Genomic DNA, 22,981 nt, shown 5'->3' on the forward strand with positions numbered 1-22,981 from the left:
GCGCTCAGGTGCGATGGGCGCTGAGGTCAGTGATCACAGGCCCATCGCCATTGAGCGGATTGGCCGGATCGCGCGCGTAGCGCAGCGTCTCGAAGCGCATCGCGCGCGCATCGATCATCAGGAGACGGCCGACCAGGCCATCGCCAAAGCCGACGATCTCGCGGATCGCCTCCAGCGCCATCATCGAGCCCATCACGCCCGCCAGCGCGCCCATGACGCCGGCTTCGGCGCACGCCGGCACGGTCCCGGGCGGTGGCGCCTCCGGAAACAGGCAGCGATAGGTCGGATTGAATTCGCCCTGCTCGTTCTTCTCATGCGCGCGGATGGTGGTCAGTGAGCCATCGAAGGTGCCGAGCGCCGCTGTGATCAGCGGCCTCTTGGCGAAGAAGCAGGCGTCCGAGGCCAGATAGCGGGTCGAGAAATTGTCGGAGCCGTCGAGCACCAGGTCATAGTCGCCGATCAGCGCCAGCGCATTGTCGGCATTGAGCCAGGTGGCGTGGCCGACGAAGCGGACATGCGGGTTGAGCGCCATGATCCTTTCGGCCGCGCTCTCGACCTTGTGCCGGCCGATATCGGGTGTGGTGTGAATGACCTGCCGTTGGAGGTTCGACAGCGATACCACATCGTCATCGACCACGCCGAGCGTCCCGACGCCGGCGGCCGCCAGGTACATCAAGGCGGGCGCACCAAGCCCGCCGGCGCCGATCACCAGCACAGAGGCCCGCTTCAGCGCAGCCTGGCCGGGACCACCGACATCGCGCAACACGATATGGCGGGCATAACGTTCGAGTTCGTCCGGGCTCAGCATCGTTATCCTTCGTTCTCTCAACCCTCATGGTGCGCGGAACGCGCGTCTCGAACCATGCAGGCACCGATATCGCCCGGCTGAACCACCCCGAGATTGTTCGCGACCAACGAGATGTGCTTCAATGGCATCGCGTTCAATGGGCTGGCTGGATTTGTCATGAGATCGATGCTTGCGGCAACACTGATGTTTGCGGCTGCGACAGGCGCACACGCCCAGACGACGACACCGCAGATTTCCGGCACCAAGCCGAAGCCGGTTCAGACCGTTCCGATCCGGCCTCCTGCATTGCAGACGCCGGCTGCGACGGCCGATGCCATGGCGCAGGCGGAGCGGCTGTCGCTGCAGTCCGACCTTGCCTGGGTCGGCCAATATAACGGCGCCATCACCGGCGACGTCAGCGCACGCCTGGTCGAGGCGATCAAGGAGTATCAGAAAGCCAAGGGCGGCAAGCCGACCGGCGTGCTCAATCCGCAGGAACGCGCCGCGCTGGCCGAGACCGCGCGGCGAAAGCAGGAAAGCGTCGGCTGGAAGATCGTGACGGAGATGACCAGCGGCGCGCGGCTTGGCATTCCCTCAAAGCTGGTGCCGCAGCAGGCGACCGACGCCAACGGCTCGAAATGGACATCGCCCACTGGCACGGTGCAGGTGCTGCTCAGCCGCCGCAAGGAGGCGAACCCGACCACAGCCAAGCTTGCCGAAGCGGAGAAGAAAGAGCCGGGTCGCAAGGTCGACTACACCGTGGTGAAGCCCTACTTCTTCGTGCTGTCGGGTTTGCAGGGCCTGAAGAAATTTTACGTGCGCGGCACCTCTCGGGGTGACGAAGTCCGTATCATGACGATCCTCTACGACCAAGCGACCGAGAACACGGTCGAGCCGGTCGTGATCGCGATGTCGAGCGCGTTCAATGCATTTCCGTCGGGGCCGCAAGCCGGGCCGCCGCCGCGCAAGACCGTTGAATATGGCACAGGTCTCGTCGTCAGCGACGATGGCGCGATCATCACCGACCGCCTCGTGACCGATTCCTGTCTCGCGATCACGATCGCCGGCTACGGCAGCGCCGACCGTCTCGCCGAGGACCGGGAACACGATCTCGCGCTGCTGCATATCTACGGGGCCCGCGGTCTGAACCCGTTCGGCCTCGGTAGCGGCGCGGCAAAGACGAGTGTCGATATCATCGGTATCGCGGATCCGCAGAGCCAGGGCGGAGCCGCCGGTGTGTCGAGCCTCAAGGCTGCGCTGGCATCTGTCGGTGGCGGCGATTCCCCGCTCTCACCCCCACCGGCTGTCGGCTTCTCCGGCAGCGCCGCCATCGACGGCGACGGCAAGTTCGCCGGCATCGCGTTGTTGAAGCCGGCGATGGTTGCGGGCGCCGCGACGTCGGTACCGGCGTCGCAGGCGGTGATGGTCTCCGCGGAGACGGTGCGCGATTTCCTGAAGACAAACGGTGTCACCGCGAACGGCACCTCGGCGGATGCGAAAGCCGCCGTCGTGCGCGTGATCTGCGTGCGCAAGTAACTCTCATGTCCCGGGCGCGATGCGGCATGAATGCCGCTTCGCTGAATCGGGACCCATGCATCCACACCGCATGCACCAAGTGCTGGGCCCCGGCTCTGCAGCGCACCGCTGAAGAAGCCCTGCGCTGCGTCCGGGGCACGCGATCAACTCGTCAGCAAGCACATCATACGTACGAGTACGGGTCCAGTAATGGTACGGATTCGCTGGCATTCCGGATTCCGACATCATCGTGACTGCTGATTCGGACCTCCGCGATCCCCTTTGGATTGGGCCGGCACGTCCTGAGCGAGAAGAGCTCAGCATCGAGATCGATGCACGTTCGCGTGGCGTTTCCCGAGACCCAAGCACTCCAAAGGATTGATCTTCAATGCACACGATCGCACTGGCCACCCAAAAGGGTGGCAGCGGCAAGAGCACGCTCGCCATCGGCCTCGCGCTGGCAGCCAAGCAGGCCGGCTTCACCGTTCGCCTGATCGAAACCGACCCGCAGGGCACATTGTCCAACTGGCAGCGCCGCCGCACCGCCGACGATCTCGTCGTCGAGCCGATCTATCACGCCGCCGACATCGAGCCGCGCCTGAAAATGCTAGCCGACAGCGGCCTCCAGCTCGCGATCGTCGATACCGCCGCCGGCCTCAGCGCCGCGACTACCGCTGCGATCCGCCATTGCGACCTCTGCCTGATCCCGGCCCGCCCGAGCGTCGCCGACATCGAGGCGACCGTTACGACGCTCAGCGTCGCGCGCGCCTGGAAGCGGCCTTACAGCTTCGTGTTGAACCAGACTCCGATCCGCGGTCAGCGCATGGACAACGCCGCCAACACACTCGCCGAGGAAGCGGCGCTCGATCTCGTCGAGGTGCTTGCACGTCCCCTGATCGTGATGCGCAACGACCACCAGGACTCGCTCGCAAGCGGCCTTGCCGTCAGCGAATTCGCGCCGAACGGCAAGTCGACCGAGGAGATCCGCGGCCTCTGGCATTGGATCGAGACCCGGCTCGAGCTCGCCGCCACCACCAACGTCTTGATCGACCAGGTCATCGCGGCCGCGGGCGGCATGTTGCACGTCGCCGCCGAGCTGGCGGCCGACGAGACCACGACACCAGCGTCCTGAGCGGGGCAATCGCTCAGACGCCAGGCGGCCCTTCGCCATCCGGAAGGGCCTTTAGCGACGAAGCAATCCGGCCACCAGCCCGGCCGGATTGCTTCGCTTCGCGTTCTTGAATGCTCCATCGCAATATCGAAATAGTCGTGCCGTCATCCTGAGATGCGACGCTTGTGATGCGAATGCATCGCGAGCGGAGCCTCGAAGGATGAGCGGCCCCGATGCAGCTGGGCCGTCGCCCTTCGAGGCTCGCCGACGAGGCGAGCACCTCAGGATGACGGGGATAAATAGGGGCGCATTGCCTTCACACCATCATTGTGAACGCAGAAACTCGCGGTCTCGCGGCCGCGGACTTGATCGTTACTTCTGACATTTCGGACACCAGAACGTCGACCGGCCGTTCTGCGTAAACCGCTTCACGGTGCCGCCGCAGCGCGGCGTGGTGCATTTCTCGCCTTCGCGATCATAGACCTTGAACGAGTGCTGGAAATAGCCGAGCTCGCCGGAGGTCTGGCGATGATCGCGCAGTGACGAGCCGCCGGCCTTGATGGCGTCGTTCAGCACGGTGTGAATCGCACCGACCAGCCGCTTTGCGTGGTCCGTCGTCTCACCCTTTTTGGTCGACAGTGTCGCGGCGATCCGGCGCGGCGACAGATGGGAGCGATGCAGGGCTTCGCAGACATAGATATTGCCGAGCCCGGCGACCACGCGCTGATCGAGCAGCGCGGCTTTCAGGCTCGTGGTCTTGCCCGCACAGGACCGTGCCAGCATCGCAGCGTCGAATTCGTTGCCGAGCGGCTCGGGGCCGAGCCCGCGCAGCAGCGGCTCCTCGTCGAGCGCACTGCGCGCGATCACTTTCATGTAACCGAAGCGGCGCGGATCGTTGAAGACGATGTCGGCGCCGGAGGACATCCGAAACAGCACGTGGTCGTGCGTGGAGTCCTTGGCTCGCGGATAGTGAAACTCGCCGGGCGCCGCCTCGTTGTCCGGCTTGATGACGCGAAACGAGCCCGACATGCCCAGATGCATCAACAGCACGTCGCCGGAGGCGAGATCGGCCATGAGATATTTTGCACGGCGGCCGAGCCCCGTGACGACCTGCCCCTTCAGTCGGGCCACGAAATCCGGCTGGAAGGGAAAGCGCAAATCGGGCCTGCGGGCCTCCGCGGCCAGGATTTTCGCACCCTCCATGACAGGCTGAAGGCCGCGGCGGACGGTCTCGACTTCGGGCAATTCGGGCATGGTCAGGCATTCACCTTATGAGGGCGGTGTGATAGCGCCATTGCGGCGGGCGCGCTATGGTCCGCCTCGTGGAGTAGAGTAATGGATCGGCCGGGCGAAACCACGCATTTTGGCTTCAGGGACGTTCCCCTGGGCGACAAGCAGACGCTGGTGAACGACGTGTTTCACAGCGTGGCGTCGCGCTATGATTTGATGAACGATTTGATGTCCGGCGGGCTGCACCGGGTCTGGAAGGACATCATGATCACCGCGCTCGACCCGCCCAGAGGCGACCGGCCGTTCGCGCTGCTCGACGTTGCCGGCGGCACGGGCGACATCTCGTTCCGCGCTGCCAAGGCCGCAGGCGCGGGTTTCCATGCCACGGTCTGCGACATCAACACCGAGATGCTGGCGGTGGGCCGCGAGCGTGCCGCAAAGCGGCGTCTCGAGACCCAGGTCGATTTCGTCGAGGGCAATGCCGAAGCGCTCGCCTTCGCCGACCGCAGCTTCGACGCATATACGATCGCTTTCGGCATTCGCAACGTGCCGCGGATCGATCTCGCACTGGCCGAGGCCTATCGCGTGCTCAAGCCAGGCAGCCGCTTCCTCTGTCTGGAATTCTCCACCGTCGAGATGCCCGGGCTCGATCGCCTTTATGACCTGTTCTCGTTCAAGGTGATCCCGCCGCTCGGCCGCATGATTACGGGTGACGCCGAGTCCTACCAATATCTGGTCGAGTCGATCCGCAAGTTTCCAAGACCCAACGCCTTCGCCGACGTGATCCGCGACGCCGGCTTCGCCCGCGTGAACTGGCAGATATTGTCCGGCGGCATCGTCGCACTGCATTCGGGCTGGCGTTTGTGATCTCTGCGATAACCCATAGTGCGCGCCTGATGCGCGCCGCGTTCGTCTTTGCGCGCGAGGGCGTGTTCGGCGCCGTCGATCCGAGCCTGGTGCCGCCGCCCGGACAGCTCGCGCTGAAGCTTGCGCGCATCATCGAGCGGCGCGGCCCGAAGCACGGCCCGCGGCTGTCGCGCGCGCTGACCCGGATGGGCCCGGCCTATCTCAAGCTCGGACAATTTCTGGCGACCCGCCCCGACGTCGTCGGCGTCATCATGGCGCGCGACCTCGAAAGCCTTCAGGACCGCCTGCCGCCGTTCTCGCAAGCCGAGGCGGAAGCTGTGATCGCGGCCTCGCTGGAACGGCCGTTGACCGATGTGTTCGCGAGCCTCAGTGCGCCGGTCGCAGCCGCCTCGATCGCACAGGTGCATCGCGGAGAGGTCCTGCGCGACGGCATCCGCAAGGCGGTCGCCGTGAAAGTGCTGCGGCCCAACGTGGCCGCACGCTTCCGCCGCGACCTCTCCGACTTCTTCTTTGTCGCATACAAGGCCGAATCCTATTCGTCCGAGGCGCGGCGCCTGCGCCTGATCGAGGTCATCAACACCATGTCGCGCTCGGTCGCGATGGAGATGGACCTGCGCCTCGAGGCTGCGGCGCTATCGGAGATGGCGGAGAACACGCGCCACGATCCTGATTTCCGCGTCCCGACCGTGGACTGGGACCGCACCACGCACAACGTGTTGACGATGGAGTGGATCGACGGCATTGCGCTGAACGATCACAAGCGCCTGGCGGAGTCGCAGGTCGACCTGCCCGATCTCGGTCGCAAGGTGATTCAGAGCTTCCTGCGCCACGCGCTGCGCGACGGCTTCTTCCACGCCGACATGCACCCGGGCAATCTGTTCCTGGATGACGCGGGCCGTCTCGTCGCGGTTGATTTCGGCATCATGGGCCGGCTCGGCATGAAGGAGCGGCGCTTCCTCGCCGAAATCCTGCTCGGCTTCATCACCCGCGACTATCGCCGCGTCGCGGAAGTGCATTTCGAGGCAGGCTATGTGCCCGCGCATCACTCGGTCGAGAACTTCGCGCAAGCGATCCGCGCCATCGGCGAGCCCATTCACAACCGCACGGCGGAAGAGATCTCGATGGCGCGGCTGCTGACGCTGCTGCTTGAGGTCACCGGCCTGTTCGACATGACCACGCGACCCGAGCTGATCCTGCTGCAGAAGACCATGGTGGTGGTCGAGGGCGTGGCACGCGGCTTCGATCCCAAGCTCGACATCTGGAAAGTCGCCGACCCCGTGGTGCGGGAATGGATCGAGCGCAATCTCGGTCCGATCGGCCGGGTCCAGGGCGCGATCTCCGGCACCGGCGATCTCGCGCGCATCCTGATGCGTCTGCCTGACATCGCCGCGCGCTCGGTTGCGGTGCTCGAACAGCTGGAGACCATGACCCGGGAGGGCATCCGGCTGTCGCCGGAGAGCATCGCGGCGATGGGCCGCAGCGAGGGCCGCAAGAACCGTTGGCGCACCGTGGCGCTCTGGATCATCGCCGCGACATTCATCGGCATCCTGATCGCCGTCCGGAATCTTTGATTGCAGTGCAATCATACGAATGATAGCATCGCTATCATTTCGCGCCGGAGAGTGCCATGGCAAGTCTGACCATCCGCAAGCTCGATGAAGGCATCAAAACTTACCTCAGGCTGCGCTCGGCCAAGAACCGCCGGTCGGTCGAGGAAGAGGTCCGGGTCATCCTCGGAGAGCTGATCGAAGGCCGTGAGGAGCCCCTGACGCCGTTCACGGCGCCGCCCGCGGCCTCCACCGCCGCGATGCCCCAACGCACCGGCGCCGTTCCAGAAGCCAGTGTCACCCTGATCATCGGAGGCGGGATCGCGGCCTACAAATCGCTCGACCTGATCCGGAGGCTCAAGGAGCGGCGGATCGAGGTCCGCTGCGTGCTGACCAAGGCGGCGCAGCAATTCGTCACCGCGCTGGCCGTGAGCGCGCTCTCGCACGAGCGCGTCTACACCGACCTGTTCGATCCCCAGAGCGAGTTCGACGCTGGTCATATCCGGCTGGCGCGCGAGTGCGACCTGATCATTGTGGCGCCCGCGACCGCGGATTTGATGGCCAAGTTCGCCAACGGCCATGCCGACGATCTCGCCAGCGCCATCCTGCTCGCGACCAACCGCAAGGTCCTGCTCGCGCCGGCGATGAATCCGCTGATGTGGAACAACGCGGCGACCCGGCGCAATGTGGCGCAGCTTCAACGCGACGGCATCATGCTGATCGGGCCGAATTCCGGCGAGATGGCGGAAGCCGGTGAAGCCGGGATCGGCCGCATGTCCGAGGCGATCGAAATTGCGACCGCCGCCGAGCGCCTGCTGCGGCCGCCGGTGCCGCGCCCCCTCGCCGGCAAGCGCGTGCTGATCACCGCGGGTCCGACCCACGAGCCGATCGATCCGGTGCGCTACATCGCCAATCGATCCTCCGGCAAGCAGGGCTTTGCGATCGCTGCCGCCGCACAGGCCGCCGGCGCCGAGGTGATCCTGGTCAGCGGCCCGGTCGATCTCAGCGATCCCCCCGGCGTGACGGTCAAGCATGTGGAATCGGCGCGGCAGATGCTGGAGCAGGTGCAGGCCGCGCTTCCCGCTGACATCGCGATCTTCGCCGCCGCCGTCGCCGACTGGCGGGTCGCCAATGAAGGCGAGCAGAAGCTGAAGAAGAGTTCGGCCGGCATGCCGCCGCTCCAGCTGGTCGAGAACCCCGACATCCTCGCCACGATCGCCAAGCTGACCGATAAGCGGCCGCCGCTGGTGATCGGCTTTGCCGCCGAGACCGAGCACCTCATCGACAACGCCAAGTCGAAGCTTGCCCGCAAGGGCTGCGACTGGATTGTCGCCAACGACGTCTCTCCCGCAACCGGCGTGATGGGCGGGGACCGCAACACCGTGCACCTCATCAGTCGCAAGGGCGGTGAGAAGAACGATGAGAAGGATGGCGAGATTGCAGTTGATTCCTGGCCGGCGATGACCAAGGAACAGGTCGCCATTGAACTGGTCGCGCATATCGCAAAAAGCGTGACCGGCAAATCCCGGGAGCCCGCATCTTGAGCACCAAAATCACCGTCGAACTGCAACGCCTGCCCCATGCGGAGGGGCTGCCGCTGCCGGCCTATCAGACCAATGATGCCGCCGGTCTCGACCTGATGGCGGCGGTGCCCGAAAACGAGCCCCTGACGCTCGCGTCCGGCCAATACGCGCTGGTGCCGACGGGCCTCGCGATCGCGTTGCCGCCCGGCTACGAGGCGCAGGTGCGGCCGCGCTCGGGGCTTGCCGCCAAGCACGGCATCACTGTGCTGAACTCACCGGGCACGATCGACGCGGACTATCGCGGCGAGATCAAGGTGATCCTGATCAATCACGGCCAGACCGCCTTCGTGGTCAAGCGCGGCGAGCGCATCGCGCAAATGGTGATCGCGCCAATGGTGCAGGCCGCGCTGGTTCCAGTGGCGACATTATCCGCGACCGACCGCGGCGCCGGCGGATTCGGCTCGACCGGCCGCTAGCGCTCGGCAATTCCCGCCGAATCACCCGAGGAACTACGTGAATTGGAACACCGCGCCCGCATTTTTTTGGGGTCGCCTTTGCGTTCACGATCTGGACTCTTACCGGTGGAGTCACGGTGAGGGTATTGTCGTTTGATTCGCGCGCGACGGGGGTCGCCGCGCGCAAATTCGTGCGATCTTGGGGCAACTATGTCAGGCGTGATCGTGTCGATGCGTCGGACGCTGCTGTCGTGCACATCGCTCGTGCGCAACGGCTTGTTGGGAAGCGCTCTCGCGGCGCTGCTGCCGGCTGCGCCGGCTGAGGCCGCCGACCTCGTCGACACACTCTCATCGTTGCTGGATTTCAACCGGCAGGAGCTCGCGGTGCTGGCCACCGCGCTGGCCTTGCTCGGCTTCTCGGTGGTGGCCGCGATCCTCCTGATGCGCACGCGCGTGCGCACGGCGAAGAACGAGGCGCGGCTGCGCGCACGGATCGGGGAACTCCAGCTCCAGGCCGACCGCTTCGGCGCACTGCTGTTCGCCGAGCCGCAGATCCTGATCTCCTGGCCGGCCGGCGACAATCGCGCGCAGATCTCCGGTGACACCTCCATGGTGCTGCCGCGCGACTCCTCTCCACAGCGCGTGCTGGCGTTTGGAACCTGGTTGCCGCCGGAACCGGCGCTCCGGATGGATCACGCCGTCGATGCGCTGCGCGACCGCGGCGACGGCTTCCAGCTGACGCTCACCACCGCGCATGGCCACACGCTGGAGGCTATCGGTCGCGCCATCGGCGGCCAGGCCATCGTCAGGATTCGCGAACTCTCAGGGCTCCGCCGCGATCTCGCCGAGACCAATCTCCGTTACAAGGCACTCTCCGACGAGACGGAAATGCTGCGCGGTTTCGCGACCGCCGCACCCTGGCCGATCTGGGCCAAGGGCGAGAACGGCGCGCTGGCTTACGCCAACCCCGCCTATGTCCGTGCGACCGAGGCGGCCAGCATCACCGACGCGCAGGAGCGCAAGCTCGAACTGCTCGACAGCGCCGACCGGACCGCGATGGAGCGGGGACTGAAGGAAGCGGCCAATTTCACCTCGCGGCTGCCGATCGTGATCGGCGGCGAGCGGCGCATCTATGACGTGCGCGCCGTCAATGTCGGCGGTGGCAATGTCGGCGTTGCCATCGATGCCAGCGAGGCGGATGCCTTGAGCTCGGCGCTGGTGCGGATGGCGGAAGCGCATCGCCGCACGCTCGACCAGCTCTCCTCCGGCGTTGCCGTGTTCGACGGCCAGCGGCGGCTCGCGTTCTACAATGATTCCTACCGCCAGCTGTGGGACCTCGACCGCAGCTTTCTCGACGCCAACCCTGACGATTCCAGCGTGCTCGACAAGCTCCGCGCCGCGCGCAAATTGCCGGAGCAGCCGGACTTCCGCGCCTGGAAGGCCAAGCTGCACGAGGCCTATCGCGCGGTCGAGGCCGCCAAGGACACCTGGTACCTGCCCGACGGGCGCGCGCTCTCCGTCGTCACCACGCCGAATCCCGAAGGCGGCGTCACTTATCTGTTCGACGACGTCACCGAGAGCCTTGAGCTTGCCCGCCGCTTCGACGGCATGATCCGGGTCCAGCGCGAGACGCTGGACAGCCTCGCCGAGGGCGTCGCGGTGTTCGGCAGCAACGGCAAGGCGCAGCTGTTCAACCCGGCCTTCGTGCGGATGTGGAAGCTGTCCGCTGACGCCATGCGCGACGAGCCGCACATCCAGACGGTCGAGGGCTGGTGCCATCAGCTGTTCGACGACGCGATCGTCTGGCGCCAGATCCGCGAGGCCGTCACCTCGATCGAGAGCCGCGCCGACATTCCGCTGAAGCTGGAGCGCAAGGACGGCAGCGTGCTCGACGGCATGATCCGGCCCCTGCACGACGGCGCCACGATGCTGACGTTCCAGGACATCACCGACACCGAGAACGTCGAGCGCGCGCTGCGCGAGCGCAACGAGGCGCTGGAGGCCGCCGACCAGATGAAGGTGGATTTCGTCCACCACGTCTCCTACGAGCTGCGGTCGCCGCTCACCACCATCATCGGCTTCGCGCATTTCCTCAGCGATCCCTCGACCGGGCCGCTGACGCCGAAACAGGCCGAATATCTCGACTACGTCACCAAATCGACCAATGCACTGCTGGCGCTGACCAACAACATCCTGGATCTCGCCACCATCGACGCCGGCGCCATGAAGCTGGAACTCGGCCCGGTCGACGTCAGCAAGACCATCGAGCTCGCCGCCGAGGGTCTCCAGGACCGGCTCGCCACCGACCGCATCCGCCTCAAGGTCGAGATCGCGCCCGATGTCGGCAGCTTCACCGGCGACGAGAAGCGCGTGGTGCAGGTGCTCTATAACCTCCTTGCCAATGCCGTCGGGTTTTCTCCACCGGATTCCACCGTCGGCATCAGCGCCCGCCGCACCGAACGCAGTGTGGTCTTCACCGTGACAGATTCCGGGCCTGGAATACCTGCCGACATGAAGGACAAGGTGTTCAACTGGTTCGAAAGCCGCTCGCAGGGCTCGCGCCATCGCGGCGCCGGGCTCGGCCTGTCGCTGGTGCGCTCCTTCGTCGAGCTGCATGGCGGCAACATCCGGGTCGATTCGATCGTGGGCAGGGGCACGGTCGTGATCTGTGATTTCCCGACCGATCAGGCGGCGCATCGCGACGCCGCCGAATGACTGCGCCAACCACATTCTCCGTCGCGCTCCACAACGAGACGGCCACTGCGCAACTGATGGCCGACCTCGCGCTCCTGATCGGCCCCGGCGATGTCATCACGCTCACCGGCGATCTCGGGGCCGGCAAGACCGCGGCGGCGCGGGCCATGATCCGCTACCTCGCCGGCGATGATGCACTGGAAGTACCGAGCCCGACCTTCACGCTGGTGCAGGGCTACGAGCTGCCGCCATTCCCGGTGATGCATGCCGACCTCTACCGCGTCGAGGACGAGAGCGAGCTCGAAGAGATCGGGCTGTCGCCGCTGCCGGAAGCAACCCTCGTCCTGATCGAATGGCCGGAGCGCGCACCGTCGGCGATGCCTCAAGACCGCATCGACATCGCGCTGACGCACCGGCCGGCACTGGGCTCGAATGCGCGCGCCGCCGACATCACCGGCCATGGCAAGGCCGCCGCCATCGTCGCGCGGCTGCAGGCGCTGCGCGATTTCCTCAATGCATCCGGCTACATGGAGGCAACGCGCAAACGGATGGCGGGCGACGCCTCGACGCGCTCCTATGCGCGGCTGCTGCGCGACGACGAGGTCGTGATCCTCATGAATTCTCCGCAGCGCCCCGATGGTGCTGCGATGTACAACGGAAAATCCTACAGCGCCGCGGTGCATCTCGCCGAAAACATCAAACCCTTCGTCGCCATCGACGAGGGCCTGCGCGCGCAGGGAATCTCCGCACCCGCGATCCATCATTGCGACCTCGACCACGGATTCCTGATCAGCGAAGACTTCGGCAGCGAAGGCGTGATCGAGGGCGATCCGCCGCGCCCGATCGCCGAACGCTACGAAGCCGCCGTCGATTTGCTGGCCGTGCTGCACGGCAAGACGCTACCGGAAACGCTGCCGCTCGGCGGGCAGGCCTACGCCATTCCCGTCTTCGATGCCGAGGCGCTGCTGATCGAGATCGGCTTGATGCCGGAATGGTACCTGCCCGATCGCAACGCGCCGCTGGACGAGGGGAAGCGCGCCGAGTTTTTCGCGATGTGGCGGGAGCTGCTGCAGAAACCGCAGGCCTCGCCGAAGACCTGGATCATCCGCGACTATCACTCGCCGAACCTGATCTGGCTCGGGAATCGCACCGGCATCGAACGCGTCGGCGTGATCGATTTCCAGGACACCGTGCTGGGGCCGCAATCCTACGACGTGGTGTCGCTGCTCCAGGACGCCCGCATCGACGTGCCCGAGGCGATCGAACTGACGCTGCTGTCGCGCTACATCAAGGCGCGCCGCACGAGCGACGGGAGCTTCGACGCGGCCGGCTTCGCCGAGCTCTACGCCATCATGTCGGCGCAGCGGAACACGCGTCTGCTCGGCACTTTCGCCCGCCTCAACCGCCGCGACGGCAAGCCGCATTATCTGCGTCACCAGCCGCGGATCTGGACCTATCTCCAGCGCTCCCTGGCGCATCCCGCGCTCGCCCATCTGCGCGACTGGTATCTCGCCAACGTCCCGCCGCCCCAAAGGCCGGCGCAAGCCTGAGGCCCAAGGCTGAAAAGGCTAGTCGGGGCTGATTCGGGGGCCGATTTACCGGCTGTTAGCCAAGAGACCGGTAATCTGGCGGCGAGGCAGCCGGATGAATACGGGGCTGGAGCAGGGCAGATGGCGGTGAAGACGGACCAGCGCGGCAACAGCCGGGTTGTTTTCGAGCGCGGGATCGCGGCCCAGATGATGGGTATCGACGGCACCTGGCGGCGCGACTGCACCATGGAGGACGTCTCCGACAGCGGCGCCAAATTGACCATCGAGGGCTCGGTCGAAGGCTTGCATCTGAAGGAGTTTTTTCTGCTGCTGTCGTCCACCGGACTTGCGTACCGACGCTGCGAGCTCGCCTGGGTCAATGGCGACCAGATCGGCGTCAACTTTCTCAAGCTCGGCGACAAGAAGAAAAAGGCGCGTTCCACATCCATCGGGGCGTAACGGCAACACCCGTCGTACAAGCGTCACGGCAGATGGTTAAGGCGGTTAAGACGCGGTGCGGTCAGTCAAACCTCGTGTTAGGATTGCTGCGAACGCGAAATCAGTGGGTCTGAGAAAGCGAAGGATGTCCGTCAAACCGACCAAAGCCATGGTGCTCGCCGCGGGGTTCGGCCTGCGCATGCGTCCGTTGACGGACAAGATGCCGAAACCGATGGTTCCGGTGGCCGGCCAGCCGCTGCTCGACCACGTGCTCGACAAGCTCGGCCAGGCCGGCGTGAGCGAGGCGGTGGTCAACGTGCACTACCTGCCGGACCAGATCATCGATCACACCGCATCCCGCCAGCATCCGCGCGTGACCATCTCGGACGAGCGCGACCAGGTACTCGGCACGGGCGGCGGCGTGGTCAAGGCACTGCCGCTGCTCGGGGACGCACCGTTCTTTCACGTCAATTCCGACACGCTATGGATCGACGGCGTGCGCTCGAACCTGACGCGGCTCGCCGAAAACTTCGATCCCGCGCGGATGGACATTTTGCTGCTGATGGCGCCGACGGCAACCAGCATCGGCTATAGCGGCCGCGGAGATTACGGCATGCTGGCCGACGGCGCCCTGCGCAAGCGCAAGGAAAAAGAAGTCGTTCCGTTCGTCTATGCCGGCGCGGCCATCCTGTCGCCGTCGATCTTCGCCGATGCCCCGACGGGCGAGTTCTCGCTGACCAAGATGTTCGACCGTGCCAACGAGCAGGAGCGGCTGTTCGGCCTTCGCCTCGACGGCGTCTGGATGCATGTCGGCACGCCTGATGCCGTCCACGCGGCCGAAGAGGCGTTTCTGGAGAGCGTGGCGTAGGACTGCGCCGTCATGCCCCGCGAAAGCGGGGCATCCAGTACGCCGCGGCTTCTCGGCTGAATCTCCCCCGTCTCTGGAATACTGGATCATCCGCCTTCGCGGATGATGACACCAGTCCAGGTCCGGCGAACAGCGGGGACTATCTCCCCTCCACCCATATCCATTTGAGTCCGCCTCCCTATATTGGCGCCTGATTCCCGAATCAGGCAGCTCATGCGCGTTTTCAGCGTTCCCATCTCAGTTCCGTTCCTGCGCACCGTCGTCTCAAGCCTGCTCGACGGCCGGCTCGTCGAGGGCTTCGAGGCGCGCAACGAGCCGGCACGGCTGGCGGATGTCACCCTGTACCTGCCGACACGGCGCGCCATGCGTGTCGTCCGCGAGATCTTCCTCGACGAGATGAAGGCGGACGCCGTCGTGCTGCCGCGCATCGTCGCGCTCGGCGACATCGACGAGGATGAGCTCGCTTTCGCCGATGAGGGCGAACAGTTTTCCGGCGCAACGCAGCTCGACATTCCGCCGCGGCTCGGCGAGCTCGAACGGCGGCTGACACTGGCGCAGCTCGTCGCAGCCTGGGCCAAGGGCCCGGTGCTGTCTCCGCTGGTCGTCGGCGGCCCCGCTTCGACGCTGGCACTGGCGTCCGATCTCGCGCGCCTGATCGACGACATGGTCACGCGCGGCGTCGACTGGAGCGCGCTCGACGGCCTCGTGCCAGATATGCTCGACCGCTACTGGCAGCACTCGCTTGAATTTTTGCGCATCGCGCGCATCGCCTGGCCCGGTCATCTCGCCGAGATCAATCGGATCGAGCCCGCTGCCCGCCGCGACCTTCTGATCGATGCCGAAGCCAGGCGGCTGACCGCGCATCCCCATGGCCCCGTGATCGCGGCCGGTTCGACCGGCTCGATGCCGGCCACGGCAAGATTTCTCCACGCAGTCGCCTCGCTGCCGCATGGGGCCGTGGTGCTGCCCGGCCTCGACACTGATCTCGACGACGATGCCTGGCGCAGCATCGGCGGCGTACGCGACTCGCTCGGCAAGTTCGCGGAGCACCCGGTCTCGAACCATCCGCAATATGCCATGCACGCGCTGCTGGATCGTTTTGGTATCAAGCGCAGCGACGTCGATATCCTCAAGCCGCCGGCGGAAGGCGGTCGCGATCTGCTCGCCTCCGAATCGATGCGGCCATCAGCCAAGACCGAGACCTGGCACGACCGGCTGAAGCAGCCGGATGTGGCCGCGAAGATCACCGGCGGCATGAAGAACCTCGCGGTTGTCGAAGCTCCCAACCCCGAGATGGAAGCGCTCGCGATCGCAATCGCGATGCGCGAGGCGCGGCACCTCGATAAATCCGCAGCGCTGGTCACGCCCGATCGCGCGCTGGCACGGCGGGTGATGGCTGCGCTGACCCGGTGGGATCTCGCATTCGATGATTCCGGCGGCGACGTCCTGATGGAAACCTCCGCCGGCGTCTTTGCGCGACTGACAGCGGAGGCTACGACCAAGGGATTGGAGCCGCCGACGCTGCTCGCGATGCTGAAGCATCCGCTGTGTCGGCTCGGCCGGGCGCCTGGCGCATGGAAGGCGGCGATCGAAAGCCTGGAGCTCGCGCTGTTGCGCGGCACGCGGCCGCCTGCGGGCACCGCCGGCCTGTTGCGCGAATTCAATCGCTTTCGCGAGGAGCTGGCAAAGCTGTGGCGCAGCGAGGTCTCCGCGCTGCATAAGGCCGAGCCGCGGGCACGTCTCAAGGCGGAAGACCTCGATGGCATTCAGGCGCTGATCGATAGCTTGCGACAAGCCTTGGCGCCGATCGAGAGTCTTGCGTCATCAAAACCGTATGATTTCGCCGAGCTCGCGCATCGGCATCGCGAGATCATGATCGAGCTGTCGCGCGACGAGCAGGGAATTTCCTTGGCGTTCGAGGAGCGCGAAGGCCTCGCGCTCGCAAGCGCCTTCGACGATCTCCTGCGCGGCGGCACCACCAGCGGATTGATGGTCACGCTGCCCGACTACGCAGATGTGTTCCAGACCGCGTTCGGTGATCGCGCGGTGCGGCGGCGGGACAGGCCGGGCGCGCGGCTGCAGATTTACGGCCCGCTGGAATCACGCCTGATGCAGGCCGACCGAATCATCGTCGGCGGGCTGATCGAGGGCGTCTGGCCGCCGGCGCCGCGCATCGATCCCTGGCTGAGCCGGCCGATGCGGCACCAGCTGGGCCTCGATCTGCCGGAACGCCGTATCGGCCTCTCTGCGCACGATTTTGCGCAACTGCTCGGCGGCGACGAGGTCATCCTCACTCACTCCGCCAAGGCTGGCGGTGCCCCGGCGGTCGCTTCGCGCTTCCTGCACCGGTTGGAGGCCGTCGCGGGCGATGCGCACTGGAGGGCCGCGATTTGCGCGGGCGAGACATACGTGCAGTTCGCAGCCGCGCTGGACCAGCCCGACGAGGTGAGACCGATCAAGCAGCCCGAGCCGCGACCGCCACGCGCAACCCGGCCGCTCAGGATGTCTGTGACTGGGATCGAGGACTGGCTCCGCGATCCCTATACGATCTACGCAAAACACATTTTGCGGCTCGACGCGCTCGATCCCGTCGACATGCCGCTGTCGGCCGCCGACCGCGGCTCGGCGATCCACCATGCACTGGGCGAGTTCACGGAACGCTACGCCACACATCTGCCCGACGATCCCGCGCACGTGCTGCGCGCGATCGGCGAAAAACACTTTGCGCCGTTGATGGAGCGGCCCGAGGCGCGGGCGCTGTGGTGGCCGCGCTTCCAGCGCATCGCGCGCTGGTTCGGTGAATGGGAAACGGCGCGGCGCGACGCGATCGAGGCGATCGCCGCGGAAACCCGCGGTGAGATCTCGATCCCGCTCGACCATGGGCGCAGCTTCCGTCTTTCCGCCCGCGCCGACCGTATCGAACGGCGCCAGGGCGGCGGCTACGCCATCATCGACTACAAGACCGGCCAGCCACCGACCGGCAAGCAGGTCCGCATGGGCCTGTCGCCGCAGCTCACGCTGGAAGCCGCGATCCTGCGCGAGGGCGGTTTTCCCGACATCGACGCGGGCGCGTCCGTGAGCCAGCTCGTCTATGTTCGCCTGAGCGGCAACAATCCGCCGGGCGAAGAACGCATTCTCGAGCTCAAATATAGACAAGGCGACGAGCCGCAGCCGCCGGACACCGCGGCTGCCGAGGCCAGGGCCAAGCTCGAGGCGCTGATCCGCGCCTTTGAGGACGAGAACCAGCCCTACACCTCGTTGAACCTGCCGATGTGGACCAACCGCTACGGCGCCTATGACGATCTCGCCCGGATCAAGGAATGGTCCGCGGCCGGCGGATTGGGGATCGAGGAATGGTGAAGGCACCGCGCCCCATCCCGGATGAGGTGCGCGCCAGGCAAGCGCGCGCATCGGACCCGACCGCGTCGGCCTTCGTGTCGGCCAATGCCGGCTCGGGCAAGACGCATGTGCTGGTGCAGCGGGTGATCCGCCTGCTGCTCTCGGGCGTGCCGCCGGAAAAGATACTCTGCATCACTTTCACCAAGGCGGCTGCCGCCAACATGGCCGAGCGCGTGTTCACCACGCTCGGGCATTGGGTGACGCTCGATGATACCGGGCTCAATGACGCCATCCGCGCCGTCGGCATCCCGCATCCCGATCGAGACGCGCGCCGCAAGGCGCGAAAACTGTTCGCCTGTGCGCTGGAGACGCCGGGCGGGCTCAAGGTGCAGACCATCCACGCGCTGTGCACCCGCCTGCTTCAGCAGTTTCCGTTCGAGGCCAATGTCCCCGCGCGCTTCGCCGTGATCGATGAGCGCGACCAGACCGACATGATGGAACGCGCCAATCTGAAGGTGCTGCTGGAGGCCGCGCGCGACCCCGACAGCATCACCGGCCGCGCGCTGCTGACCGCGATGGCGAGCGCGGCCGACGTCACCTTCAAGGAAGTGGTGCGCGAGGCCTGCCTGAGCCGCGATCATTTCATGGCCTGGACCGACGAAGCCGGCAGCGCGGAGCTGGCTGCCGCGCAGATGGCGGCCGCGCTGGGCGTGGACGCGAGCGATCATATCGAGGACGTCGAGACGGAGATCCTGGATGGTCCGTTCCTGCCGCGATCGCGCTGGGACGACATCGCTTTTGCACTGGAGGACGGCAGCAAGTCCGACAAGGACCAGGCCTGTCGGCTCCGCGAGGCAAAGGTGTTTTCCGGCGCCGCGCAGGTCGATGCCTATCTCAGCGTTTTCCTGACCGACGAAAAGCTGCCGCGCAAGGCGGTACTGACCAAGACGTTCTGCGATCACAACCCGTCCGTCGCCCGCCTGTTCGAGAACGAGGCGCAGCGCGTCAGTGGGTTGATCGAGAAGCGCCGTGCGGTGACCATGCGGGACCGCACCGCGGCCCTGCTGCATATCGCGACGGCGGCTGCCGCGAACTACCGCCGCGAGAAGCAGGAGCGCGGGCTGCTCGACTATGACGACCTCATCGACAAGACGCTGGCGATGCTGGATCGCGTTTCCTCGGGTTGGGTGCATTACAAGCTCGACCGCGGCGTCGATCACGTGCTGATCGACGAAGCCCAGGACACCAGCCCGCGGCAATGGGACATCGTCGCGCACATCATCTCGGAATTCACCGCCGGCGAGGGCGCGCGCGAGGGCCTGAACCGCACCGTCTTCGCCGTCGGCGACGAGAAGCAGTCGATTTTCTCGTTTCAGGGTGCTCAGCCCCGGGAATTCGATGCACGCCGGCGCGAACTGCACCGCAAGTTCACGGCGGCCGGGCTGAAATTCGATCCGGTCGCCTTCACCTATTCGTTCCGCTCCGGCGCCGCGATCCTGCATTCGGTGGACCACGTCTTCCGCGAGCCCGCGATCTACAAGAGCATCCATTCGATCGAGACCGGCCATCCCCTGCACAATGCACTCGGCGATGCCGGCCCCAGCGTGATCGAACTCTGGGACCTTGCGGAAGCCGACGACAGGCAGGAGATCGAGGGCTGGCGCGCGCCGTTCGACGGCGTCGCCGCCACCAGCCCCGAGGTGAAGCTCGCGCGCCGCATCCAGACCGAAATCAAGCGGCTGGTCGAGAGCGGCACGCTGACCGGGCACGAGGGCGAGCGGCGTCCCCTACGCTATGGCGACATGCTGATCCTGGTGCGCCGGCGCGGCAATGCGTTCGACGCGGTGATCCAGGCGCTGAAACACGCCAACGTTCCGGTCGCCGGCGCCGACCGGCTCAAGCTGACCGAGCACATCGGAATCATCGACCTGATGAATCTTGCCGACGCGCTGCTGCTGCCGCAGGACGATCTCGCGCTCGCGGTGGCGCTGAAGAGCCCGCTGTTCGGGCTCGATGACGACGATCTGTTCCAGCTGGCCCATGACCGCAAGGGATCGCTGCGCCGCGCGCTTGGCGAGCATGCCGCGACAAGCGAAAAATTCACCGCGGCGTTGCGACGCCTCGAAGCCTGCGAAATCCGCGCCCGCGAGGAGACGCCGTTCGCCTTTTACGCCTGGCTGCTCGGAGGCGACGGCGGACGCGCGCGCATGCTGCGCCGGCTCGGTCATGAGGCCAATGACGCGCTCGACGAGTTCCTGGAGCTGGCGCTGAATTACGAGCGCAAGGCGCCGGCCTCGCTGCAGGGTTTCATGGCCTGGCTGCGCTCGGCCGATACCGAGGTGAAGCGCGACATGGAGATCTCGCGCGACGAGGTGCGGGTGATGACCGTGCACGGCGCCAAGGGCCTGGAAGCCTCGGTTGTGTTCATGGTGGACACCACATCGTCGCCTGCGGATTCGCAGCGGCTGCGGCTGATCCACGTCCCGCGCGGCAATGGCGGCGAGGTGGTGGTCTGGGCCGGACGCAAGGCGGACGATCCCAAGCCCGTCGCCGACGCCCGCAAGGCGATGCTCGAGGAGACCGAGGACGAATATCGCCGCCTGCTCTACGTCGCGATGACGCGCGCCGCCGACCGGCTGATCGTCGGCGGCTGCATGCCCGGCAACATGAAGACGGTCCGCAAGCTGAGCTGGTACGATCTGGTCGACACCGGGCTCGCCGGCTCGGGTCTGGCGAAAGAGACGATCGAGACGCCGCTCGGAAAGGTGACGCGCTTCTCCCGACCGGAGGATGTCGTGGCGCTGGGCATGCCTGCGACCTCGTTGGACCAGACCACCGCGCTCCCGGACTGGCTGCGGACGCCGGCACCGCGCGAGACCATCGACGACGATCCGGTGCGCCCCTCCGGCCAGCCGTCCGGGGAAGGCCGCACCGTGCTGTCGGGCGAATCAGTGCAGTCCCGCGCGCTCGCGCTGCAACGCGGCACGCTGGTGCATCGGCTGCTGCAATCGCTCCCCGACATCGCCACTGAGCGCCGGCGCGAGGCCGCGCTCGGCTTCATGGCACGCAATGCCGCGGACTGGGCGGAGGCTGACCGCGCCGCGCTGGCCGACAAGGTGCTCGCCTTGATCGCCGAGCCACGATTCGCGCCGGTGTTTGCCGCCGGCAGCCGGGCGGAGGTCGCGATCGTCGGCAGGCTGGAGCGGCCGGGCCGTCCCCCAGCGCTGGTGTCGGGCCAGATCGACCGGCTGGTCGTTCGGCCGGATGAGATCCTGATCGTCGATTTCAAGACCAATCAGGCGGCTCCCAAGAGCGCTGCCGCGGCGCCCGTCGCCTATGTCCGGCAGCTGGCGCTGTACCGGGCGGTGCTATCGAGGCTTTATCCCCAAAAGCCAGTCCGCGCCGTCCTGCTCTGGACCGAGGCCCTTGAATATATGGAGATTTCGGCGCCCGCGCTGGACGCGGCGCTGGCATCTCTTCATCTCGGTGTGAGCGTCCTTGACCCGGCAAGGAGCCATTCATAGGTTGACGCCATGATCTCGGGCGCGATTCCCGTCGCGCCCTTCTCTCAGGTACGAGGTACTCCCATGGCCGTTGGTAAGGTTTCTGACACCGATTTCGAAGCCGAAGTGCTCAAGGCAAACGGCCCCGTGGTCGTCGATTTCTGGGCCGAATGGTGCGGCCCCTGCCGCATGATCGCACCCGCGCTCGACGAGATCGCCGGCGCGATGGGCGACAAGGTCAAGATCGTGAAGCTCAACGTCGACGAGAGCCCGAAGACCGCGTCGAAATATGGCGTGATGTCGATCCCGACCCTGATGATCTTCAAGGGTGGCGAGATGGCCTCCCGCCAGGTCGGCGCGGCGCCGAAGGCGAAGCTGCAGCAGTGGATCACCTCTGCGGTCTGATCCGCCTCGCACAAAATAATTTTTGGAAACGGCCGGCGAAAGCCGGCCGTTTTGCGTTGATGGGACAGTTCCAGCGTAAGACGAGTCCCTGCCTGTGCCTCCCCCTGCAAGACGCGCGCGAAAATCGACATCTCTCGTGGCGATGGAGGCGCGCTCGGTCGACGCGATCCCGCGCGGCAAGGAGTGGCAATACGAGCCGAAGTGGGATGGCTTCCGCTGCCTGCTGTCGCGCAACGGCGGCAGCATTGATCTGCGCTCGAAATCCGGCGAGGACCTCGCGCGTTATTTCCCCGAGATCGTCGCCGCTGCGCTAAAGCTGAAGGCGGATCGCTTCACGTTGGACGGCGAGATCGTCGTACCGCACGGCAAAGGCTTTTCCTTCGACGCCCTGCTGCAACGGATTCACCCGGCGGCGAGCCGTGTGAAGAAGCTCTCGCGGGAAACGCCAGCACTGTATCTCGCCTTCGATCTGCTTGCGACGACCAGGGAGAAACAGCTTGCCGAGCAGCCGCTGAGCGAACGACGACCGGCGCTGGAAGCGTTTGCCAAAGCCAATCTGAAAGGCAGCATCTTCCGCCTCTCACCGGCGACGACGAGCTACGCCATCGCAAAAAAATGGCTGGCGCAATCCGGCGGCGGCTCGGACGGCGTCATCGCCAAGCGCATCGACCTGCCCTACCAGGCGGGAAATCGCGACGGCATGCAGAAGATCAAGAAATTCCGCAGCGCCGATTGCGTGGTTGGCGGCTTCCGCTATGCCACCAACAAGATCGCCGGGCGCAAGGTGGTGGGATCGCTGCTGCTCGGACTCTATGATGACGAAGGTCTCCTGCACCATGTCGGTTTTACCTCGGCAATCAAGGCGACGGAGAAGCCCGACCTGACCGATCGACTGGAGACGCTGATCGGCGAGCCGGGCTTCACCGGCAACGCGCCGGGCGGACCGAGCCGCTGGTCGACCGAGCGGTCTGCGAAGTGGTGTCCGCTCAAGCCGAAGCTGGTAATCGAGGTCTGCTACGACCATTTCAGCGGCGACCGCTTTCGCCACGGCACCTCGATCCTGCGCTGGCGCCCCGACAAGGCGCCGCGGCAATGCAGCTTTGAGCAGTTGAAGCAGAAGGTGGCCGATCCGATGAAGCTGTTGAAACAACCGTAGCCGGTAGCCCGGAT

16 protein-coding genes are annotated in these 22,981 nt (G+C 65.9%); 14 read left to right on the plus strand and 2 right to left on the minus strand.

What is annotated here, in order from left to right; all coding sequences use genetic code 11:
* Positions 1–4: 4 nt before the first annotated feature.
* A complete protein-coding gene (locus tag AC0L3S_RS06615) occupies positions 5–808 on the minus strand; it encodes a HesA/MoeB/ThiF family protein (RefSeq protein ID WP_473262490.1) in 804 nt (267 codons plus the stop codon).
* A 156-nt stretch (positions 809–964) separates the two neighbouring features.
* Between AC0L3S_RS06615 and AC0L3S_RS06620 the strand changes: the two genes are divergently transcribed.
* Both AC0L3S_RS06620 and AC0L3S_RS06625 read left to right on the plus strand, forming a co-directional pair.
* On the plus strand, positions 965–2,323 hold the full coding sequence (locus tag AC0L3S_RS06620; RefSeq protein WP_473278495.1) for a peptidoglycan-binding protein: 1,359 nt from the start codon (positions 965–967) through the stop codon (positions 2,321–2,323).
* Positions 2,324–2,690: 367 nt separating this feature from the next.
* Positions 2,691–3,434 carry a nucleotide-binding protein gene (locus AC0L3S_RS06625; protein WP_473278496.1) on the plus strand — a complete coding sequence of 248 codons (744 nt, stop codon included), beginning with the start codon at positions 2,691–2,693 and terminating at the stop codon, positions 3,432–3,434.
* A gap of 351 nt (positions 3,435–3,785) precedes the next feature.
* Here AC0L3S_RS06625 and mutM read toward each other — a convergent pair whose 3' ends face one another.
* The gene (gene mutM / locus AC0L3S_RS06630; protein ID WP_473278497.1) at positions 3,786–4,667 is read right to left on the minus strand and encodes a bifunctional DNA-formamidopyrimidine glycosylase/DNA-(apurinic or apyrimidinic site) lyase; all 882 of its coding nucleotides are present in this window, start codon (positions 4,665–4,667) and stop codon (positions 3,786–3,788) included.
* An 81-nt stretch (positions 4,668–4,748) separates the two neighbouring features.
* Between mutM and ubiE the strand changes: the two genes are divergently transcribed.
* From ubiE to AC0L3S_RS06690, 12 genes are all read left to right on the plus strand, one after another.
* Positions 4,749–5,510 (plus strand): bifunctional demethylmenaquinone methyltransferase/2-methoxy-6-polyprenyl-1,4-benzoquinol methylase UbiE, encoded by a 762-nt coding sequence (ubiE, locus tag AC0L3S_RS06635; protein WP_473278499.1) that lies wholly within the window; start codon positions 4,749–4,751, stop codon positions 5,508–5,510.
* Positions 5,507–7,081: a 2-polyprenylphenol 6-hydroxylase gene (gene ubiB / locus AC0L3S_RS06640; RefSeq protein WP_473262504.1), complete on the plus strand. Its 1,575-nt coding sequence runs from the start codon at positions 5,507–5,509 to the stop codon at positions 7,079–7,081. Before ubiE ends, ubiB begins: the two co-directional genes overlap by 4 nt.
* Before the next feature lie 56 nt (positions 7,082–7,137).
* On the plus strand, positions 7,138–8,601 hold the full coding sequence (gene coaBC / locus AC0L3S_RS06645; RefSeq protein ID WP_473278500.1) for a bifunctional phosphopantothenoylcysteine decarboxylase/phosphopantothenate--cysteine ligase CoaBC: 1,464 nt from the start codon (positions 7,138–7,140) through the stop codon (positions 8,599–8,601).
* Entirely contained in the window at positions 8,598–9,056 is a 459-nt protein-coding gene (gene dut / locus AC0L3S_RS06650) for a dUTP diphosphatase (protein ID WP_473278501.1), read from the plus strand. Before coaBC ends, dut begins: the two co-directional genes overlap by 4 nt.
* A 189-nt stretch (positions 9,057–9,245) precedes the next feature.
* The gene (locus AC0L3S_RS06655) at positions 9,246–11,750 is read left to right on the plus strand and encodes a sensor histidine kinase (protein ID WP_473262511.1); all 2,505 of its coding nucleotides are present in this window, start codon (positions 9,246–9,248) and stop codon (positions 11,748–11,750) included.
* On the plus strand, positions 11,747–13,279 hold the full coding sequence (gene tsaE, locus AC0L3S_RS06660; RefSeq protein ID WP_473278502.1) for a tRNA (adenosine(37)-N6)-threonylcarbamoyltransferase complex ATPase subunit type 1 TsaE: 1,533 nt from the start codon (positions 11,747–11,749) through the stop codon (positions 13,277–13,279). The genes AC0L3S_RS06655 and tsaE overlap by 4 nt, the downstream gene beginning before the upstream one ends.
* A 120-nt stretch (positions 13,280–13,399) precedes the next feature.
* Positions 13,400–13,717 carry a PilZ domain-containing protein gene (locus tag AC0L3S_RS06665; RefSeq protein ID WP_473262516.1) on the plus strand — a complete coding sequence of 106 codons (318 nt, stop codon included), beginning with the start codon at positions 13,400–13,402 and terminating at the stop codon, positions 13,715–13,717.
* A 124-nt stretch (positions 13,718–13,841) separates the two neighbouring features.
* A complete protein-coding gene (locus tag AC0L3S_RS06670) occupies positions 13,842–14,564 on the plus strand; it encodes a nucleotidyltransferase family protein (RefSeq protein ID WP_027566154.1) in 723 nt (240 codons plus the stop codon).
* 213 nt (positions 14,565–14,777) lie between these two features.
* Entirely contained in the window at positions 14,778–17,924 is a 3,147-nt protein-coding gene (gene addB / locus AC0L3S_RS06675) for a double-strand break repair protein AddB (protein ID WP_473278503.1), read from the plus strand.
* Entirely contained in the window at positions 17,918–21,427 is a 3,510-nt protein-coding gene (gene addA, locus AC0L3S_RS06680; RefSeq protein ID WP_473278504.1) for a double-strand break repair helicase AddA, read from the plus strand. The genes addB and addA overlap by 7 nt, the downstream gene beginning before the upstream one ends.
* Positions 21,428–21,490: 63 nt before the next feature.
* A complete protein-coding gene (gene trxA / locus AC0L3S_RS06685; protein ID WP_007598398.1) occupies positions 21,491–21,811 on the plus strand; it encodes a thioredoxin in 321 nt (106 codons plus the stop codon).
* A gap of 142 nt (positions 21,812–21,953) precedes the next feature.
* Positions 21,954–22,967: an ATP-dependent DNA ligase gene (locus AC0L3S_RS06690; RefSeq protein ID WP_473278538.1), complete on the plus strand. Its 1,014-nt coding sequence runs from the start codon at positions 21,954–21,956 to the stop codon at positions 22,965–22,967.
* The last annotated feature ends 14 nt before the right edge of the window (positions 22,968–22,981 follow it).

The organism is Bradyrhizobium sp. Ken01 (assembly GCF_055807355.1).

What these genes read in the sequence shown, in the direction of transcription:
- AC0L3S_RS06615 (WP_473262490.1), bottom strand. Translation starts at nt 808, where the DNA reads ATGCTGAGCCCGGACGAACTCGAACGTTATGCCCGCCATATCGTGTTG.
- AC0L3S_RS06620 (WP_473278495.1), top strand. Translation starts at nt 965, where the DNA reads ATGAGATCGATGCTTGCGGCAACACTGATGTTTGCGGCTGCGACAGGC.
- AC0L3S_RS06625 (WP_473278496.1), top strand. Translation starts at nt 2,691, where the DNA reads ATGCACACGATCGCACTGGCCACCCAAAAGGGTGGCAGCGGCAAGAGC.
- mutM (WP_473278497.1), bottom strand. Translation starts at nt 4,667, where the DNA reads ATGCCCGAATTGCCCGAAGTCGAGACCGTCCGCCGCGGCCTTCAGCCT.
- ubiE (WP_473278499.1), top strand. Translation starts at nt 4,749, where the DNA reads ATGGATCGGCCGGGCGAAACCACGCATTTTGGCTTCAGGGACGTTCCC.
- coaBC (WP_473278500.1), top strand. Translation starts at nt 7,138, where the DNA reads ATGGCAAGTCTGACCATCCGCAAGCTCGATGAAGGCATCAAAACTTAC.
- AC0L3S_RS06655 (WP_473262511.1), top strand. Translation starts at nt 9,246, where the DNA reads ATGTCAGGCGTGATCGTGTCGATGCGTCGGACGCTGCTGTCGTGCACA.
- tsaE (WP_473278502.1), top strand. Translation starts at nt 11,747, where the DNA reads ATGACTGCGCCAACCACATTCTCCGTCGCGCTCCACAACGAGACGGCC.
- AC0L3S_RS06665 (WP_473262516.1), top strand. Translation starts at nt 13,400, where the DNA reads ATGGCGGTGAAGACGGACCAGCGCGGCAACAGCCGGGTTGTTTTCGAG.
- AC0L3S_RS06670 (WP_027566154.1), top strand. Translation starts at nt 13,842, where the DNA reads ATGTCCGTCAAACCGACCAAAGCCATGGTGCTCGCCGCGGGGTTCGGC.
- addB (WP_473278503.1), top strand. Translation starts at nt 14,778, where the DNA reads ATGCGCGTTTTCAGCGTTCCCATCTCAGTTCCGTTCCTGCGCACCGTC.
- addA (WP_473278504.1), top strand. Translation starts at nt 17,918, where the DNA reads ATGGTGAAGGCACCGCGCCCCATCCCGGATGAGGTGCGCGCCAGGCAA.
- trxA (WP_007598398.1), top strand. Translation starts at nt 21,491, where the DNA reads ATGGCCGTTGGTAAGGTTTCTGACACCGATTTCGAAGCCGAAGTGCTC.
- AC0L3S_RS06690 (WP_473278538.1), top strand. Translation starts at nt 21,954, where the DNA reads ATGGAGGCGCGCTCGGTCGACGCGATCCCGCGCGGCAAGGAGTGGCAA.